Genomic DNA, 14306 nt, shown 5'->3' on the forward strand with positions numbered 1-14306 from the left:
GCCCCATTTGATTTGAAGGAGGTTACCTGTTATGCCTATGGATAGAGAGCGCCCCCGCGGCCGTAAGCGCCGCAAGGTCTGCACCTTCTGTGTGGACAAGGTGGAGCACATCGATTATAAGGACGCGACCAAGCTGCGCCGCTTCCTCTCCGAGCGGAGCAAGATCCTGCCCCGCCGGACCACCGGCACCTGTGCCATGCACCAGCGCCAGCTGACCGACGCCGTCAAGCGCGCCCGTCAGATCGCCCTGCTGCCTTACGTGACGGACTGATCAGACCCGCCGCAAACCAAAACGCCTTGGACGAAAGTCCAAGGCGTTTTTTGTTTGCCGGCGGGCCGGTGAGGCCGGGATATGTAGAGGGTCATTTCTCCTCAACCGCCGCGGCCTTCCTCCGGCGGAAGGGGGTGGGCAGGTAGTCGTCCGGGTCCTCGGTGCCGGTCATGGCCCGCATCCGGGCCCGGACCTGGAAGATGCAGTCGGAGGCGTCCGCCCGCCCCAGCACCACGTCCTCGGCGAAGGCGTGGCAGGAGGGGGCGCCGCAGGAGCCGCACAGCAGCCCGGGGAGCTGGCGCTCCAGCTCATGGATGGCGGCCATCTTCTCCATGGCGGCGGTCCGGTCCTCGTCCAGGAGAAAGACGGGGGCGAATTCCAGCTCCTTGTCCGCCTGGATGAGAGTGGGGTCCGCCACCTCGGCGTCGAAGTCGCTGCGGATGTCGGGCAGGTCCCGCATGAGATGGCGGATCCGCATGGTGGACACGAAGGGGTCCTCCACGGTGAGGCAGCCCCCCACGCAGCCCTGGGTGCAGGCGCACAGCTCCACAAAATCCACATCGGGGATGCGGTTGTCCTCCACCGCCTCCAAAACCCGGATGACGCTGTCCATGCCGTCCACGGCCAGGAAGCGCTCCCCGGAGCCCCGGGCCACGGCCTCCCCGCCGCAGAAGGCCCAGCGGGTCCCCGCCTTGCCGGCGGTGGAGAGATTTCTGGGGGAGCCGATCTGCTTCATGGGGGTCAGCAGGCGCAGGTACAGGTCCCGGATGGAGAAGGCCCCGTCCAGCACCGGCTGCTGCAGATCGTCCGGGGTGTGGGCGGCGGTGACCTGGGCGGAACAGGGGGAGATGGCGAAAATGCCGATCTCCTCGGGGAAGAGGCCGGTCTTTTCCACCGCCTCCCGCCGGGCCAGGATGGCGGCCAGCTCCACGGGGGTGATGGTGGAGGTGATATGCTCCAGCAGGCGGGGGAAGCGGATGCGGATGAGCCGCAGCACCGCCGGACAGGCCGAGGAGATCACGGGCCTGGGCGTCCCGGCGTCGTCGGGGTGCTTGCGGGCGTAATCAGAGAGGAGCCCGGCCCCTTTGGCGGTCTCAAAAACGGCGTCGAAGCCCAGCCGTGTCAAGCCCTCCAGCACCAGGTTGAGGTCGTCCAGGTGTTGGAACTGGCCGTAGAGGGCGGGGTCGGGCAGGGCCACGTTATAGCGGAACTGCTCCAGACAGGACAGGGGATCGCTTACAGCCTTGATGGCCTTGTGGGGACAGGCCCGGATACAGGAGCCGCAGTCCACACACCGCTCCTGGAGAATGGTGGCCTTGCCCCGCCGGACCCGGATGGCCTCGGTGGGACAGCTCTTCATGCAAGTGGTACAGCCCCGGCAGCGGGCGTATTCGATGGTGACCGAGTGTTCCAAGGGAAGACACCTCCCGGAGAATTGGAATAGGGGGGCGGCTGTGCCGCCCCCCTGCGCGGGGTGAGAAGGGTCAGATCTTGATCTGGATGGTGACGGTGGTGCCCTTGCCCACCTCGGTGTCTATGGTCATCTCGTCGGAATAGCGCTTCATGTTGGGCAGGCCCATGCCCGCGCCGAAGCCCAGGTCCCGGGCCATGTCGCCGGCGGTGGAGTAGCCCTCCTCCATGGCCTTGTTCACGTCTGGGATGCCGGGGCCCTGGTCGATCATGCGGATGACGATCTCGTCCATCCCCACGTCCACCTCGGCCCGGCCGCCGTCGGCGTGGATGACCATGTTGATCTCGCCCTCGTACATGCAGATGGAGGCCCGGCGGATCACGTCGGGGGGAAGCCCCAGTTTTTTGAGGGTCAGCTTCATCTTGCTGGAGGCCTCGCCCGCCTCGATGAGGTCGCCGCCCTCCACGGGGTAGACCAGTTTCACAGGCTCCATGGTTATTCCTCCCCTCCCAGACCCTTGGCGTACAGCTTGCCGCAGGCGTCGTACATGCGCATGGGGGTGGACATGACCACCATGTCCCGCTCCTTGGCCAGTTCCAGCACGTTCTCGTCGGGGTGCTTGCCCCGGACGAAGGCGATGCACTTCATATCCATCATGTCGGCGGTGCGCACCACCTGGGGGTTGACCAGGCCCGTCAGCAAAAGCGCCTGGTTCTTCACGTAGGCCAACACGTCGCTCATAAAATCACTGCCGCAGGCGGAAGTGACCTCCCGGTCCAGCTTATCCTCGCCAAACAGCACCTCGGCCTTCAGGATGTCTCTGACTTCAGAAAGTTTCATACCCAAGCCTCCAAAACTAAACTCTATGGTTTTGCAACTCTATTGTACCACACCGGCAGGGGGATGTAAAGGAAATTGTTCTATTTTTCACAAAGATTTTTCCCTGGAGGCGTCGGTTTTTGACGTCTCCCGCATTGACAGACTGGCAGGCGGACGGATATAATGAACTTTAACAAGCTAAAGAGACTTTGGCTTGAATCGATTAGGAGGTCATTACTATGGAAAACCAGCGGGTCTTCAACTTCTCCGCGGGGCCGTCCATGCTTCCTTTGGAAGTATTGCAGCGGGCCGGCGCCGAGATCACCAACTACCAGGGCTCCGGTATGTCAGTGATGGAGATGAGCCATCGATCTAAGGTCTTCCAGAAGATCTTCGACGATACTCAGGCCAAATTCCGCGCGGCCCTCAACATCCCCGAGGGCTACAAGGTCCTCTTCCTCCAGGGCGGCGCCTCCACCCAGTTCTCCGCCGTGCCCCTGAACCTGATCGGGACCACCGGAAAGGCGGACTACGCCGTCACCGGCAACTTCTCCAAGCTGGCCTGCAAGGAGGCCCAGAAGTACGGCGCCATCTCGGTGGCCGCCACCAGCGAGGACAAGAACCACACCTACATTCCCGCCCAGGAGCAGCTCAAGCTGGACCCCGAGGCGGCCTACTTCTATTACTGCGCCAACAATACCATCTACGGCACCGAGTGGCAGTACGTCCCGGAGACGGGGGCCGTGCCCCTGGTGTGCGACATGTCCTCCAACATCCTCTCCCGGCCGGTGGACGTGTCCAAATACGGCGTGATCTTTGCCGGGGCCCAGAAGAACATGGCCCCCGCGGGGCTCACCGTGGTCATCGTCAAGGAGGAGCTGGCGGGGAAGGAGCTGCCCTACACGCCGCAAATGTTGGGGTACAAGCTCATGATCGACAAGGACTCCATGAACAACACCCCCCCCTGCTGGTGCATCTATATCCTGGGCCTGGTGCTGGACTGGCTGGAGAGCCAGGGCGGCGTGGCCGGGATGGAGAAGATCAAGCACGGCAAGGCCAAGCTGCTCTACGACGCCATTGACGCCTCCCGGCTCTTCACCTGCGCCGTGGAGCCCGGCTCCCGCTCCGACATGAACGTGGTGTTCCGCACGGGGGACGAGGCCCTGGACGCCAAATTCGTGGCCGAGGCCACTGCCGCCGGATTCACCAATCTGAAGGGCCACCGCAACGTGGGCGGCATGCGGGCGTCCATCTACAACGCCATGCCCGTGGAGGGCGTGGAGAAGCTGGTGGACTTCATCCAGGCCTTTGACAAGGCCAACTGAGAGAGGAGAGGACCATGTTTCATATCAAGACCATGAATAAGATCTCCGCCCTGGGCCTTGCCGAGCTGCCCCGGGACCGGTTCGCCGTGGCGGACGACTTTGACGACGAGGACGGCATCCTGGTCCGCTCCGCCAAACTCCACGACTATGAGTTCCCCACCGAGCTCCGGGCCATCGCCCGTGCGGGGGCGGGCACCAACAATATCCCCATCGGCCGCTGCTCGGAGGCGGGCATCGTGGTGTTCAACACCCCCGGCGCCAACGCCAACGCGGTGAAGGAGCTGGTGCTGTGCGCCATGCTGATTGCCTCCCGGGACATCGCCGGGGGCCTTCAGTGGGTGAAGAACCAGGCGGCCTCTGGCGTGGAGGTGTCCGAGGTGGTGGAGAAGGGGAAGGCCGCCTTCGTGGGCCCCGAGATCTATAAAAAGACCCTGGGCATCATCGGCCTGGGGGCCATCGGGGCCCTGGTGGGCAACGTGGCCCTGTCCATGGGGATGGAGGTCTACGGCTACGATCCCTACCTGTCGGTGGCCAACGCCCTGCGGCTGGACCGGCATATCCACGTGGTGAAGTCCGCCCAGGAGGTCTACCAGCACGCCGATTACCTCACCATCCACGTGCCCTACAACGACGCCACCAAGGACACCATCGACACCGCCGCCCTGGCCCAGATGAAGGACGGGGTGCGGATCATCAACCTGGCCCGGGGAGAGCTGGTGAACGACGACGCCATCCTGGCCGCCATCGCCGGCGGCAAGGTGGCCCGGTATGTCACCGACTTCCCCACCAACCGTCTGGTCCAGGCCGAGGGCGTGGTCTGCCTGCCCCACCTGGGGGCCTCCACCCCCGAGAGCGAGGACAACTGCGCCGTCATGGCGGCCCAGGAGCTTCAGGATTACCTGGAAAACGGCAACATCATGAACTCGGTGAATCTGCCCACCCTGGTCCAGGAGTGGAGCGGCACCGCCCGCATCTGCGTCATCCACCGCAATATCCCCGGCACCATCGCCAGCATCACCAAGGTGCTCTCCGACCAGAAGGTGAACGTGGAGAACATGACCAATAAGTCCAAGGGCGAGTACGCCTATACCGTGGTGGATATCGCCACCCAGGTCTCCGATGCGGAGCTGGACGCCATTCGCGGCATCGAGGGCGTGCTGCGGGTACGCTATCTGACCCACTGATCCAATGGAATCGTAAAAGACCGGGCGGACCTGGGAAGGTCCGCCCGGTTCTTTTTTGTGCCGGGAAAGGTCAGCCGGGGAGCTCCACGTCGGCGCACACCCGGTCCCGCAGCTGATAGGAGATCTCCGCCCGCAGGGAGAGATGCCTGGGGTTGAACTGGTAGGCGTCCAGGGCCGCCCGGTCGGAAAAGGTGCACAGCAGGGCGATATCGTGGGTGCTGCCCGGCAGGGTCGGTTCCACCTGGACCTCCAGCAGGCCGGGACAGGCGGCTTTCAATTCCTGGAAGCGAAACCGCAGCGTCTCCACCAGGTTGTTTTTGTCGGAGACGGCGGGGCCGTATTTCCAGAACAGGATGCGTCGGATCATGTCGAGGGGGCCTCCTAAGGGTCAAAGCAATGGGAACGGATTCGTTTGACCGGGTAATAAATGTATTATACATGGAAACGTGTCGAAAGAACAGGGGAAATAAAAATAAAGCGTCCGATTTGGCCGGACCGGGACAGGGGCGGCGGAGAGCGCTCCATTTTTTTGAGAAATTTTTTCAAATCCTCTTGACAAGTGTGTATCATGTGACTATACTGTATATATCTAATAGATACAGACAACGCGGAGGTGGGACATGGACATCATCATTCGAAACACCGGCGAGGCTCCCATCTATGACCAGATCACCCAGCAGGTGAAGGGCCTGATCCTCAGCGGGGCCCTGTCGGAGGGAGAGGCACTGCCCTCCATGCGGGCACTGGCCAAGGACCTGCGCATCTCGGTCATCACCACCAAACGGGCCTATGAGGAGTTGGAGCGGGAAGGCTTCATCACCAGTGTGCCGGGGAAGGGCTGCTTCGTGGCTCCCCGGAACTTGGAGCTGGTGCGGGAGAACGCCCTGCGGCAGGTAGAGGAGTATCTCATGAAAGCGGTGGAGGCGGCCAAAGCGGGGGGGATTTCCCAGACTGAGGTGGCCCGAGCCCTGGACATCATCTATACGGAGGAGTGACAGATATGGAATACGCTGTGAAGATCGACCATCTCACCAAGGATTTCGGTTCCTTTGCCTTGGAGGACGTGTCCTTCGCCATTCCCGGAGGCACCATTTTGGGGCTGATCGGGGAGAACGGGGCGGGCAAGTCCACCGCCATCAAATGTCTGCTGGGGGTGTTATCCCACGACGCCGGGGAGGTCCAGGTGCTTGAGGGTGAGGGGCTCACCGAGGTGGGCTATGTCCCCGACGAGTGCCCCTTCGCCGACGCGCTGAAGGTCAAGCAGGTAGGGAGCTTCCTCAGCGGGGTGTTCGCCAAGTGGGACGGGGCGCTCTTCACCCACTATCTGGAGAAATTTGAGCTGCCTGCGGACAAGAAGGTGAAGGAACTGTCCCGGGGCATGAAGATGAAGCTCTCCATCGCCGCCGCCCTGTCCCACCGGCCCAAGCTGCTGGTGCTGGACGAGGCCACCTCCGGACTGGACCCGGTGGTCCGGGATGAGATTTTGGACGAGTTCATGGCCTTCCTCTCCGACGAGGACCACGCCATCCTCCTGTCCAGCCATATCACCAGTGATCTGGAAAAGATCTGCGACTACGTGGTCTACCTCCACAAGGGGAAGGTGACCATCTCGGGGGCCAAGGACGAGCTGCTGGCCAGCTACGGCAAGCTCTCCTGTGCCCGGGCCGACCTGGAACGGGTTGACGGCAGGTTCCTGGTGGGGAGCCGGACGGGGGAGTTTGGCTGTCAAGCGCTGGTGAAAGACCGGCCCGCCTTCCAGCGGGCGTACCCGGACCTGGCGCTGGACGCGCCCAGCTTGGAGGATTTGATGATCTTTACTACGAGGGGGGACCGGACGTGAAGGGATTTATGAAGCGGGACTTTTATCTCATGGTGCCCAACCTGAAGTTTTTCGGTTTCGTTTTGGCCGCCTTTGCCATCCTGGTGGTGTTCACCGATTTCCAGGTCACTTTCCTGGCCCTGTACGCCACGATTTTCTGCATGTCCGCCTTCGTCGGGCTGTTCAACTACGACGAGGTCAACCACTGGCAGGCCTATGCCGCCGCGACCCCCAACGGCCGCCGGGAGCAGGTGGACGGGCGGTACGCCCTGGCCCTGCTGATGTGCGGCGCCATCACGCTGTTTATGCTGGCGGCGTCCCTGCTGTCGGGGGAGAAGGCGAGCATTGAGCTGTGCCTGATTTACGGGGGCGGCGCCCTCCTCTACATCGACGTGCTGATGCCGGTGTCCTACCGGTTCGGCGGGAACAAGAGCCGGACCGTCATCCTGGTGATCGTGGTGGCGTGCAGCGCCGCCATCGGGGCCGGCGGGGCCATCGCCGGGATGTCCTCTTACGGGAGCGGCGGGTTCAGTCTGAGGTGGCTGGTTCTGCCCGTGCTGGGGGTGGGGCTTTTGGGGATGTGGGTGTCCCGGATGATCTCCATCAAGGTCATGGAGCACAAGGAACTGTAAGGGGCGGGGGCCTTTCCCGGAGCGGGGAAGGGCCCCCATCTTTTTGCAAAGTGTTCCAGCCTATGGGAGAACAGGAAGGGGACCGCCGCTGACTGCTTGCTGTACAGCCAGCAGTTACAACTCATAGGCGCACCTTAGTTAGGAGAAAATTAGGCTTCCCCTGGGGGAAGCTGTCTGCGAAGCAGACTGATGAGGGGAACTTATCGGTTGGCAGGGCCTTTCCCGTGCCCCCAGTTCCCCTCATCCGTCAGCCCTTCGGGCTGCCACCTTCCCCCAAGGGGAAGGCTAAAGACCAACCTTCTGTCAAGCACACGTCAGCGGCCGAGCGGCGCAAGAAGGACCACGTGTCGCACAGACGCACCCGTGCTTATCCCCCTACTTCGAGCAGTAGACCTCCTACTGAAACGGGAATCTGCGAGCAGAGCTGTGCCAGAGACTTTTCTTTGGGGGTCTGGGGGGACATTTCTTTTCCTCGGGAAAAGAAATGTCCCCCCAGATTTACACACGTTAGACGTGCAATCAACGAACACTACACCGAAGCGCTGCGCCCAAGAATACGGCCCCGGGTGGCACAGCCACCCGGCCTACGCTACAAATGAGCCACCGGCGCATTTTCTTAACGCTGCGGTGTCCCGACGTGCGATTCGCCAACAGACAAACAAAAGAACGCCCCGGCGGATCACCGCCGGGGCGTTCTACGCACTCATTTACATGGTCATGCCGGTCCCCAGCCCATCCTTGTCCAGCATCCGCTCCAGCACCGCCACGTCGGTGGCAATGTCCATGGCATCGGACTGGAAAAGCTGGTCGAGCTGCTTTTCGAAGCCTTCCACTACCTTATCCATCATATTTTCGATGCGGGCCTTGGCGGCGGTGATGTTCTCCCCCTCCACCCCCTGGGCGTCCAGCTGGGCGTAAGTCTTGAGGAGCTTGAGGGTGGTGGGAAGATAGTAGTTCAAAAACTGCCGCAGCTGGCCGGCCTTGGCGGGGTTCTGCCGCTGATAGTCCAGGATCTTGCCGGTGATCTCCCCAACCCGGTCGATCTTCCGGCTCATCTCCTCGCCGGGGATGGCGTCGTTGATCTCCTTGATCTGGCGGAGAATATCGTCGTCACTGTCCGTGGGCCTCTCCGGTTCCGGCTCCGGCTGGGGGGCGGCGGGCCGCTCGTAGCCCTGGTCGGTGAGGACCAGCCGGCCGGTGGCCCGGTCGATATAGCCCATGGGGAGGATGCCGTCAGAGAGCATCTTTTGAAGGTCGGAGATACATTTGCGCTCCGAGACCCCGGCGGCACCCGCCAGGTCGGAGATGAAGATAGAGGTGCGCTGGCCGATGGCCCCCAGGTAGAGCCGCTGGCGGCGGGCCCGGCGGGTCATGGAGATGCCGGTGCCCGTCATGAAGAGGCTGGCGCAGAGGAAGCCGAACACGGTGAAAAAGCCCACGATGGCGCCGCCGCTCACGAAGCCGGTGCCGAAGGCCACCCCCATGGCGGCGATAAAAAAGGACAGGGAACAAATGGCGCCGAAAATGGTGAGTAAGGTGCCCCCCATAGGCTTTTTGCCACGGTGGACGGGACGGGGGGCCTGCTGATAGACCCGGCCCGGATCCCTGGCCTGCCGCTGCTGGCCGGTCCCCTGGCCCTGGCGGGGCTGGGCGGTGCCGGTGCCCGAGCGGACGTCCCCCGGGGGAACGGCCCCCGCCTGAAAGGAGGAGGCGGTGGGCGGGGTCTGCCGCCGCTGCTGCTGGCCCGCGGAGCCGCTGGGGGCGTACGGACCGGCGCCGGTGGAGGTCCGGCCGCTCTGGAAATCCTGTTTGATCTTATCCGTGGGGATCTGGACGCCCCCCAGGTTCATGAAAAGAAGGACCATGCCGATGGGCCAAAAGAAGATGAAGCCCAGCACAATGACCCACCAGGGGATGTTGGAATTTTGCTTATTTGACATGCTGCGCCTCCCAAAACATCATACTTTCACATTTACTACATATCATACAACGATTTCAAGCCTTTGTAAAGCGGAAACAGGAGAGGCAGAGGCCGTATGTAACCGTTCTGTTATTGCTTTTTGAGTAAAAAACACATATAATCAAACCATATATTGTGTGTCGCACCTTACAGGTGTGTAGTTATGGAGTGATGTTGGAATGGGAGAGAAAGAGACAGGCAAGCGGGTGGCCCCCGGTTCCGCCGGGGGGAAAAAGCTGGCCCTTGTGATCGCCGCCTTTGCGGTGGGCGTCCTGGCCGTGGCCTATGTCGGCCTGTGCGCCTTCGCCAGCGGGGCCAAGCTGTGGCCCCACACCTCCGTGCTGGGGGTGGACGTGTCCGGGCTGACCTACGCCCAGGCGGAGGAGAAGTTGACCGCGGAGCTTCCGCTGAAGTGGGTGGGCAAGACCGTGGAGCTCTATGAGCCCCAGAGCGGGACGCGGCTGGAGCTGGACGCAGAAGGGCTGATGGAGCCCAGCGACCTGGCCGAGTCGCTGACCCACGTCAACGACAGGGGAAATTTTCTCACCAACGGCGGACGCTATGTGGCGGCGCTGTTTTCCCGGGGGAACGCGGACTTTGGACCCTCCCTGCGGTATACCGAGGCGGGCCAGAAGCGGATGGACGACACCCTGGCGGAGCTGACAAGGGAGCTGGGCATCGACGGGAACGAGACCACCTATGAGGTCACCGACGAGGCCATCCTCTTTGAAAAGGGCGTCACCGGGACCGCGGTGGACGCCGACGCCGTCCGCACCGGGGTCACCGCCGCCCTCATCGGCACGGGGCCGGAGACGGTGAACATCTCTCTGGTCCAGGCGCCCCCCGCCGAGCCCGACTTCGAGGCCATTCACCGGGAGGTGTACGCCGAGGCCGCCGACGCTTATCTGGACAAGGACAGCGGGGAGATCGTCCCCTCGGTCACCGGGGCGGACTTTGACGTGGAGGCGGCCCGGGCCGCCCTGGATCAGGCCGCCGAGGGGAGCAAGTGCCGGATCCCGCTCACCCTGACCGAGCCTGGCCTCTCCACCGAGGCGCTGACCGCCAGCCTCTTCCGGGACACCCTGGGGGCCGCCGCCACCAAGTTTACCGGCACCGCGGACCGGAAGAAGAATATCGCCCTGGCCTGTTCTTTCCTCAACGGCCAGGTGGTTTTCCCCGGGGATACCTTCTCCTTCAACGCCGTGTGCAGCCCCTATTCCACCTCCAACGGCTACGGAAAGGCGGGGGCCTATGTCAACGGCAAGACGGTGGATACCACCGCGGGCGGCATCTGCCAGGCCTCCTCCACCCTCTACTGGTCCACCCTGAAGGCCAATCTGGAGACTGTGGAGCGCCACGCCCACCGCTACGAGCCCAATTATATCAAGGGCGGCCTGGACGCCACGGTCTACGGTGACGCGGGCACCTCCGGCAGCCTGGATTTCCAGTTCAAGAACAACACCGACTACCCGGTGAAGATCGAGGCCTACGTGGACAGCGACAACTATGTCCGGGTGGCCGTCTACGGCACCGACGCCACCGGCATCCACGGGGAGCCCTACTCCACCAACCGGGTGGTCACCCAGTACGCCCAGACCACCTACGAGGCCAACCCCGCCGTCGCCCAGGGCACCACGCAGAAGGACCCCGAGCGCACCGCCTACAACGCCGTGTCCATCGAGACCTATCAGCAGTTGGTGGACGCCTCGGGGAACGTGATCTCCACCAACTATCTCTACAAGACCAACTATAAGCTGCGTGACGCCGTCATCTTCTACAACCCCGCCGACGCGGCCCTGTGGGGGATCGACCCGGCCACGGGCCTCAAGACCCTGACGCCGGTGACACCCACTCCGGACGTGGCGGACCCCGCCGAAAGCACTGCCCCCACGGAGAGCGGCGCCCCCGTGGTGAGCGGGGACCCGGCGCAGACAAGCTCCCCGGCGGAGACCGGAGCGGTGACGCCCCCGGTGGTGGAGAGCCGTCCCCCCGAGGAGACGGCGCAGCCGCCCGTGGAGAGCCAGGCCCCGGCGGCGGAGCCCTCCGCGGCCCCCACGCCCACCCCGGACCCGGACGCCCCCCTGCCCCCGCCGGGTGTGTGAGCCAGCCGCAAAAGGAGAGAGATCACCATGTTTCAAGGCTTTACAAAAGAGACGGTCGACTTCATGTGGGGTATCCGCTTCAATAACGAGCGCAGCTGGTTCGAGGCCCACAAGGAGGAGTATCTCACCACGTTTTACGAGCCCATGAAGGCGCTGGCCCGGGACCTCTACGAGGGTTTTGCCGAACCCCACGAGGAGCTGGGGCTGATGTGCCGGGTCTCCCGTATCTACCGGGACGCCCGGAGGCTCCATGGACGGGGGCCTTATAAGGATCACCTCTGGCTCTCTCTGGAGCAGCCCGCGGAGGAGTGGTCCCTCCAGCCCGTGTTCTGGTTTGAGCTGGGCCCGGAGGAGTACAGCTTCGGCCTGGGCTACTGGATGGCCCGGGCGGCTACTATGGCCAAATTCCGGGCCCGGATGGACAAGGACCCCAAGACCATGGAGAAGTTCGCCCGCCAGCTCAAAAAACAGGATACATTTACCCTCAACGGGGAGGACTTCAAACGCCGGAAGGAGGCCCCCAGCGCCCTGCTGGACCCCTGGTACAACAAAAAGGGAGGCTTCTCTCTGAGCTGTGACCGGCCCCATGATGAGCTTCTGTTTTCGCCCCAGCTTCCGGCGCATATCATCGGGGAGTGGGAGAAGCTACTGCCCCTGTTCCGCTATATCTCCACCCTGGACGGGGACCCGGACCCCCGGCAGGCGTGAACAACATTTTTTGACAGAGGAAAAGCCCGTCCCACTGCGCATACTGTTCTTATCAATGGACAGAAAGGCGGTGGGGCGGGCTTGTGTTTTGACTGGAAAAAACAAGCGGTGGCGCTCCTGCTGGCCCTGACGCTCCCCTGGGCGGGGCTGGGGATGGAGCGCTGCTTTTCGCTGGATACGGTGCGGGCGGACGGGCTGGCGGAGGGGGTGGAGGAGCCCAAGCTCATCGCCCTGACCTTTGACGACGGCCCCCGGCGCTCCACCACCACAGACCTGTTGGACGGACTGGCCCGGCGGGGGGTCCACGCCACCTTTTTCCTCATCGGGGAGCTGGTTCCCGGTAATGAGGACGTGGTGCAGCGGATGGATCGGGAGGGGCACCAGATCGGCATCCATACCTACGACCACGTGAAACTTACCGGCCTCAACGCCGCCGATTTTTCCGCCCAGGTGGACCGGACGAGGAACCTTTTGAAGGAAACCCTGGGCCACAACGACTTTATCCTCCGCCCCCCTTACGGCATGACGGACAACGGGGTGATCAAGCGGGCGGGAAGCCCCATCATCCTGTGGTCCATCGACCCGGAGGACTGGAACGATAAAAACGTGGACCGCATTGTGGAGCACGTGGTCTCCCGGGCCTCCGACGGGGACATCATCCTGCTCCACGACATCTACCCCACCTCGGTGGAGGCGGCCCTGCGCATCGTGGACGCCCTGCACGAGAAGGGGTTTCTCTTTCTCACCATAGACGAGCTGTGTGAGGAGCGGAAGGTGACGCCCTCCTCCGGGGAGATCTGCCGGCACTTTTATCCGTGAGCCGCGGGGTGCCTCTGAACGCCCCCGGCCCCGCCTTTTTGACAGAATTTTTGTGGAAAGGCGCGGATATCCCGGCTTTTCGGATGTGCCCGCGCGCAATTACAAAATAGTGACAGTTGCCCTGGGGCCGTTGACGATTTTCCTCCCAGCGTGTACAATAATAGGGAAAAACGCGGAAACGGGGGGAAGGACATGGCAAGGCAGGCCGGTTCGAAAAATGAACTGATCAAATGTGAGTATTGCGGAGAGATGTACTCCGTCACCTATAAACATTGTCCCTTCTGCAACGAGGACGGCACCGGGCGCTGGGACGATCCCGACAGCGACTACGACGAGGATTACGAAGAGGCCCCGCGGGCCAAGGGGGGAAAACGATTGGCTGGAGGAAGCCGGCGCGGCGGCGGGGGCGGCGGATACGGCGGCCCCTCCATCGGGCGGATCATCGGCACCATCATCTCCCTGGCCCTGATCGTGGCGGCGGTATGTATCGTCATCTCCATCGTCAAATCCATGCTGGACAAGAATCCGGCCGGGCCGGAGAACTCACCCAACCCGGAGGTGACCCAGAGCGTCCAGCCCCAGGACAGTCAGCCCCCGGAGGAGAGTCAGAGCGTTGAGACCAGTCCGGTGGAGAGCCTTCCCCCGGAGACCCCTCCCGCCGTGACCCCTCAGGTCACTCCGGCGGCGGGCAGCCCCACCGGCTTCACCCTCAACCGGGAGGATTTCACCTTTGACGCGGTGGGGCAGGTTTTCCAGATGAAGGCTACATATACTCCGGCGGGGACCAGCGGGGACATCACGTGGAAGTCCAGCGATCCCAACGTGGCCTCGGTCTCCTGGAACGGCGTGGTCACCGCCGTGTCCGAGGGAACCGTCACCCTTACCGCTACGCTGGACGGCGTGGGGGAGCAGAAGTGCATTGTCCGGTGCAACTTCAAGAAAACCGGAGACACCCCGGCCAGCGCCGCGCCCAGCGCCTCCACCGCCCCCTCCGGCGGCGGGACCGCCTCTTTTACCCTGAACCGGGAGGACTTCACCCTGAAGGTCGGGGAGACCTTCCGGCTGATCCCCCAGGGGACCAGCGCGGCGGCCTCCTGGAGCTCCAGCAACCCCAACGTGGCCTCCGTTTCCTCTGACGGCACGGTCACCGGCGTGGGAAAGGGTACCTGCAGCGTCACCGCCACCATCGACGGAGTGAGCGTCAAGTGCATCGTGCGCTGCTCCGGCTGAGCTGAACAGACAGACAAAAGGGCCCC

At 63.2% G+C, this 14306-nt stretch carries 15 protein-coding genes; 10 read left to right on the forward strand and 5 right to left on the reverse strand.

Going from position 1 to position 14306, the window contains the following annotated elements; all coding sequences use genetic code 11:
- Positions 1-31 precede the first annotated feature (31 nt).
- A complete protein-coding gene (gene rpsR / locus AAEU42_RS01810; protein ID WP_342231811.1) occupies positions 32-271 on the forward strand; it encodes a 30S ribosomal protein S18 in 240 nt (79 codons plus the stop codon).
- Positions 272-362: 91 nt separating this feature from the next.
- On the opposite strand, the gene AAEU42_RS01815 is transcribed toward rpsR, so the two are convergent.
- The 3 genes from AAEU42_RS01815 to AAEU42_RS01825 all read right to left on the reverse strand — a co-directional run bounded on the left by AAEU42_RS01815 (position 363) and on the right by AAEU42_RS01825 (position 2522).
- Entirely contained in the window at positions 363-1685 is a 1323-nt protein-coding gene (locus tag AAEU42_RS01815; RefSeq protein ID WP_342231812.1) for a [Fe-Fe] hydrogenase large subunit C-terminal domain-containing protein, read from the reverse strand.
- 70 nt (positions 1686-1755) lie between these two features.
- Positions 1756-2175, reverse strand: coding sequence for an ATP-binding protein (locus tag AAEU42_RS01820; protein ID WP_342231813.1), 420 nt, complete (start codon positions 2173-2175; stop codon positions 1756-1758).
- A gap of 2 nt (positions 2176-2177) precedes the next feature.
- Positions 2178-2522, reverse strand: coding sequence for a DRTGG domain-containing protein (locus AAEU42_RS01825; protein WP_342231814.1), 345 nt, complete (start codon positions 2520-2522; stop codon positions 2178-2180).
- 218 nt (positions 2523-2740) lie between these two features.
- Here AAEU42_RS01825 and serC point away from each other — a divergent pair, with 218 nt between their 5' ends.
- Both serC and AAEU42_RS01835 read left to right on the forward strand, forming a co-directional pair.
- Positions 2741-3826, forward strand: a complete 1086-nt coding sequence (gene serC, locus AAEU42_RS01830; protein WP_342231815.1) for a 3-phosphoserine/phosphohydroxythreonine transaminase — start codon at positions 2741-2743, stop codon at positions 3824-3826.
- Positions 3827-3840: 14 nt separating this feature from the next.
- Positions 3841-5010: a phosphoglycerate dehydrogenase gene (locus tag AAEU42_RS01835; RefSeq protein WP_342231816.1), complete on the forward strand. Its 1170-nt coding sequence runs from the start codon at positions 3841-3843 to the stop codon at positions 5008-5010.
- Positions 5011-5080: 70 nt separating this feature from the next.
- Here AAEU42_RS01835 and AAEU42_RS01840 read toward each other — a convergent pair whose 3' ends face one another.
- A complete protein-coding gene (locus AAEU42_RS01840) occupies positions 5081-5377 on the reverse strand; it encodes a Dabb family protein (RefSeq protein WP_342231817.1) in 297 nt (98 codons plus the stop codon).
- A gap of 253 nt (positions 5378-5630) precedes the next feature.
- On the opposite strand from AAEU42_RS01840, the gene AAEU42_RS01845 reads away from it, so the two are divergent.
- The 3 genes from AAEU42_RS01845 to AAEU42_RS01855 are packed head-to-tail and all read left to right on the forward strand — an operon-like array spanning position 5631 to position 7461.
- Positions 5631-6005 carry a GntR family transcriptional regulator gene (locus AAEU42_RS01845; protein ID WP_342231818.1) on the forward strand — a complete coding sequence of 125 codons (375 nt, stop codon included), beginning with the start codon at positions 5631-5633 and terminating at the stop codon, positions 6003-6005.
- 5 nt (positions 6006-6010) lie between these two features.
- Complete coding sequence (locus AAEU42_RS01850) at positions 6011-6850, forward strand: ABC transporter ATP-binding protein (RefSeq protein WP_342231819.1); 840 nt, start codon at positions 6011-6013, stop codon at positions 6848-6850.
- Entirely contained in the window at positions 6847-7461 is a 615-nt protein-coding gene (locus AAEU42_RS01855; RefSeq protein ID WP_342231820.1) for an ABC-2 transporter permease, read from the forward strand. The genes AAEU42_RS01850 and AAEU42_RS01855 overlap by 4 nt, the downstream gene beginning before the upstream one ends.
- Before the next feature lie 707 nt (positions 7462-8168).
- On the opposite strand, the gene AAEU42_RS01860 is transcribed toward AAEU42_RS01855, so the two are convergent.
- A complete protein-coding gene (locus tag AAEU42_RS01860; protein WP_342231821.1) occupies positions 8169-9401 on the reverse strand; it encodes a 5-bromo-4-chloroindolyl phosphate hydrolysis family protein in 1233 nt (410 codons plus the stop codon).
- Between the two features lie 199 nt (positions 9402-9600).
- Here AAEU42_RS01860 and AAEU42_RS01865 point away from each other — a divergent pair, with 199 nt between their 5' ends.
- The 4 genes from AAEU42_RS01865 to AAEU42_RS01880 all read left to right on the forward strand — a co-directional run bounded on the left by AAEU42_RS01865 (position 9601) and on the right by AAEU42_RS01880 (position 14280).
- The gene (locus tag AAEU42_RS01865; RefSeq protein WP_342231822.1) at positions 9601-11523 is read left to right on the forward strand and encodes a VanW family protein; all 1923 of its coding nucleotides are present in this window, start codon (positions 9601-9603) and stop codon (positions 11521-11523) included.
- A gap of 27 nt (positions 11524-11550) precedes the next feature.
- The gene (locus tag AAEU42_RS01870; RefSeq protein WP_342231823.1) at positions 11551-12231 is read left to right on the forward strand and encodes a DUF2461 domain-containing protein; all 681 of its coding nucleotides are present in this window, start codon (positions 11551-11553) and stop codon (positions 12229-12231) included.
- A 108-nt stretch (positions 12232-12339) separates the two neighbouring features.
- The gene (locus AAEU42_RS01875) at positions 12340-13050 is read left to right on the forward strand and encodes a polysaccharide deacetylase family protein (protein ID WP_342231824.1); all 711 of its coding nucleotides are present in this window, start codon (positions 12340-12342) and stop codon (positions 13048-13050) included.
- A gap of 192 nt (positions 13051-13242) precedes the next feature.
- Positions 13243-14280, forward strand: a complete 1038-nt coding sequence (locus AAEU42_RS01880) for an Ig-like domain-containing protein (RefSeq protein ID WP_342231825.1) — start codon at positions 13243-13245, stop codon at positions 14278-14280.
- The last annotated feature ends 26 nt before the right edge of the window (positions 14281-14306 follow it).

The organism is Pseudoflavonifractor phocaeensis (genome assembly GCF_038439875.1).
GTDB lineage: Bacteria > Bacillota > Clostridia > Oscillospirales > Oscillospiraceae > Vermiculatibacterium.